The 3754-nt window shown below is 50.3% G+C and carries 1 protein-coding gene; it reads left to right on the top strand.

Going from position 1 to position 3754, the window contains the following annotated elements:
* Positions 1-365 precede the first annotated feature (365 nt).
* Positions 366-3611, top strand: a complete 3246-nt coding sequence (locus tag AB1K62_RS14590) for a TonB-dependent receptor (protein ID WP_367004687.1) — start codon at positions 366-368, stop codon at positions 3609-3611.
* Positions 3612-3754: the final 143 nt, after the last annotated feature.

Raw genomic sequence — 3754 nt, 5'->3', positions numbered from 1 at the left:
AGCCCGAAACCTTGCTCCCCAAATTGTGTATCAAGTCGCCATCACCGCAATTGGCGAAGGTTTGATCGGAAAAATACTCCAGCCAATTTTAACGGAGAATGATAGCACTCCGGCAAGTAAGAATGTGCTAAATGAAATGGTTTTTGATAAAATAGCGGCAAGCTGGAAAGTAGATTAAAACTAAGCTCGCCAACGACGCAATTGAATGTTTCCGTATCTTGGTTAACACAGAACTACCAAACCAAAATAATTTTAATCCCCCATCCCCCCTAAAACGGAACGGCGACGTCATAATTAAATGACACCCTATCATCGGGCGTCACAATAGGGGAAAAACCTACAAAATATAAAGGGGGAGAGGAACCATGCGGTTTCATACATATAATTTACGTAAGATTTTTTTAAGCAGCGTCGCATTGGGTAGCCTGGCATTATCTAGCGGCACAGCGATAGCAGGCGAAAGCAGCGCAAGCTATCAGATACCTGCCCAATCGCTTGACCGTGCTTTGCGCGATTTTGGCATACAAAGCGGTATGACTATCATGAGCGACGCCGGGCTCGTTAAAGGCAAGCGGACGGCCGGATATGTCAATAGCTCCGATCCCGAAACCGCACTTCGCGTACTATTAAAGGGAACCGGCCTTAGCTTTCGTCGTGACGGTAAAATTTTTGTGCTGGCCCCGGTGGGAAACGCCCCCCCTCCCGGAAAGGGAACTGAAGAAATTGAAATTGTCGTCACCGCACAAAAGCGCGTGGAGCGCATCGGCGATGTTCCGATCGCCGTTACCGCATTGTCCGACACTGCTCTTGATGAAAAGAAAGTGGAATCCGGTGCCGATCTGGTGCGCGCGGTTCCCAACGTCAATTTTTCCAAAAGCAATTTCAGCGGTTATGATTTTACAATCCGCGGTATCGGGACCAAAGCGATCTCGGCCTCCAGCGATCCTGCTGTAGCGGTCAGCTTCAACAACACGCCGCTGATCCGCAACCGTTTGTTTGAAGCCGAGTTTTTTGATCTGGAACGCATCGAGGTTCTGCGCGGACCACAGGGTACATTATATGGGCGCAACGCGACGGGCGGCGTGGTCAACGTATTGCCCGCAGCGCCGGTCTATGATTTCGAGGGCGAAATAAGGGGTGAGATCGGTAATTTTGAAACTCGGCGGATGAGCGGAATGATTAACGTGCCGCTTAGCGATAATTTCGCGCTCCGCGCCGCTGGTACCATGACCAAGCGCGACGGCTTTGATTATAACAGCTTCACGAAAAACCAGATTAACGACCGCGATCTGTGGTCGACGCGCGTGTCGGCCCAGTGGGAACCCAATGATGATTTCAAAGCCAATTTCATCTGGCAGCATTTCGAAGAAGATGACCAACGCTCGCGCACCGGCAAACAATTATGCACCCGCGACCCGGGGCCGGATATGGTCGGCAATACGGCGGTTCCAGATCATTTACGACCCAAGTTGAGCCAAGGTTGCAGACCCGGATCGCTGTATGATGACGCCGCTTTTGGCGCGCCCAACGCCTCCAGTTTTGCTTTCCTTTATACGGCAAGTGCTATCGTAGTAGGCCTAATCCCCGATCCAATAATGGGATTCAAACCGGTGAAAATAGTCAACCACCTCGACGATCCTTATGCCAATGTGGTCCAATCACGCAATCTGAGGGAAATTTCTACCAGCTACGACCCGGTATTCAGAGCCAAAAATGACGTATTCCAACTTAATCTGGAAGCGGGGCTTGGCGACCTAAGGCTCATCTCGCAAACCGCCTATTCGCGCGACCGCTATTATTCATCCCAGGACTATAACCGTTTTGTATCGGCGCCTTTATTCGCGGATTCGACAAGTCCTGATCTACGCGACTTCGATTTTAATGTCGGCATGTTTGTCCCGAACAACATTCCTGGCCCAACCCCGGGTGGGATTTATACCGACCCACAGCTTGGCCCGTCGGACCGAATGCTTGCCGTTGACATCAGCCAGTCCCGTAACAGCCAATGGACACAGGAATTGCGGCTGCAATCCGATTTTGCGGGTCCGTTTAACTTCAGTATTGGAGCCAATGCGCTGAACTTCAAATCTCAAGATGACTATTATGTCTTTAGCAATATGTTCAGCCTTCTCGCTGAATATTTCTATAATCGAGAAGACGTTCCCGGGACTGTTGGGATAAGTACGCGTAATTGTGATGCCGGCGATGAGTTTCGCGAATGTGTCTATGTCGACCCGAACCCGATTGACCAGATCAACGGTGAAGGGCATAATTATTTCCGCAGCAAGAATATCGTGCAAACGCGGTCGTGGGCGTTGTTCGGTGAAGCCTATTGGCAAATATCCAATGATGTAAAAATCACGGCTGGCGCGCGCCTTACCAATGATAAAAAGAAATCTACGCCGGTGCCTAGCCAGTTGTTGCTAGGCGCATTTAAATTCGGGACTGAAAGCGGACCATCGAGTGGCGGCCGCGTGAGTCGGGGCTATCCGACGTTGCCGCCAGTTAAACAAGAATGGAATGCCTTGACCGGGCGGTTGGTTGTCGACTGGTCACCGCAACTGTCTTTCACTGACGACACGCTCATCTATGCCTCTTACTCGCATGGCTATAAGGGCGGCGGAACGAACCCGCCACGCGTCGATATTGATCCCAAGGTGATCCAGTATCAGCCACTGGCAAGGACGTTTAAGCCGGAATATATCAACGCTTTTGAAATCGGAACGAAGAACAGCTTTGATGGCGGGCGCATGACACTCAACGCCACGGCATTTTTCTATGACTATAACGATTATCAGGTCTCGCAAATTGTTGATCGCATCTCGCTCAACGAGAATTTCGATGCCCAGAGCTGGGGCTTGGAGTTGGAGGCGGCATGGCGACCATCACGCAACTTCCGCATCGATTCCAGCCTTGGATATTTACGCACTCGCATTGGCAAGGGCGCGCAATCGATCGACGTGATGAACCGTACCCAAGGTAACGAGGATTGGGTGGTTGTGCGGCCCCAGCTTGGCGTGCCATCCAACTGTATTGCTCCTAAAGATAAGGTCGAGACGATACTCTCCTCCTTTTTAGCCGGCCCTGATGGCTTGGGTGATTTTATGCTGTCTGCATTATGCCCCGGCTCGTCTCGCTATGGTAGCTTTAATCCAGATGACGAAACCAATCTTCATTACGATCAGTTATTAGGCTTTACATATAACCCCTTTACCGACGCCCCTAATGGCGGTCGCGGTTTCTATGCCGATCTGGAAGGGAATGAACTACCCAATTCGCCGCGCATCACCTTTAACGTCGGAGCGCAATATACATTTTTCCTCGATGACTGGAACCTGACCTTCCGCGGTGATTATTACCGTCAAGGAAAAAGCTACGCGCGGGTATATAATACCGAATATGACCGGTTACGCGCATGGGACAATGCCAATCTGGCGGTGACACTCGAACGGCCAGAATCGCAGCTTTCGATGCAATTCTATGTCAAAAATCTGTTCAACGACACCCCGATCACAAACACGTTTACTAACAGTGACGACACAGGGCTTAGCGCGAATATCTTCACGCTCGATCCCCGTATATTCGGTTTTAGCGTAACCAAGAAATTTTAAAGGAGATCAATCCGGTACCAGAAAGGGCGCGTCACAGGACGCGCCCTTTTTTATGCTACGCAAATCAATTATGCTCTCTAGACCTCTATTCCGGAATGATTACTGTGAAGACTTTCCGCAACATTGCAGGACATTAATGCCAT

This window comes from Parasphingorhabdus sp. JC815, assembly GCF_040717415.1.
Classification (GTDB): domain Bacteria; phylum Pseudomonadota; class Alphaproteobacteria; order Sphingomonadales; family Sphingomonadaceae; genus Parasphingorhabdus.
This window is presented reverse-complemented; position numbering and strand designations above follow the sequence as displayed.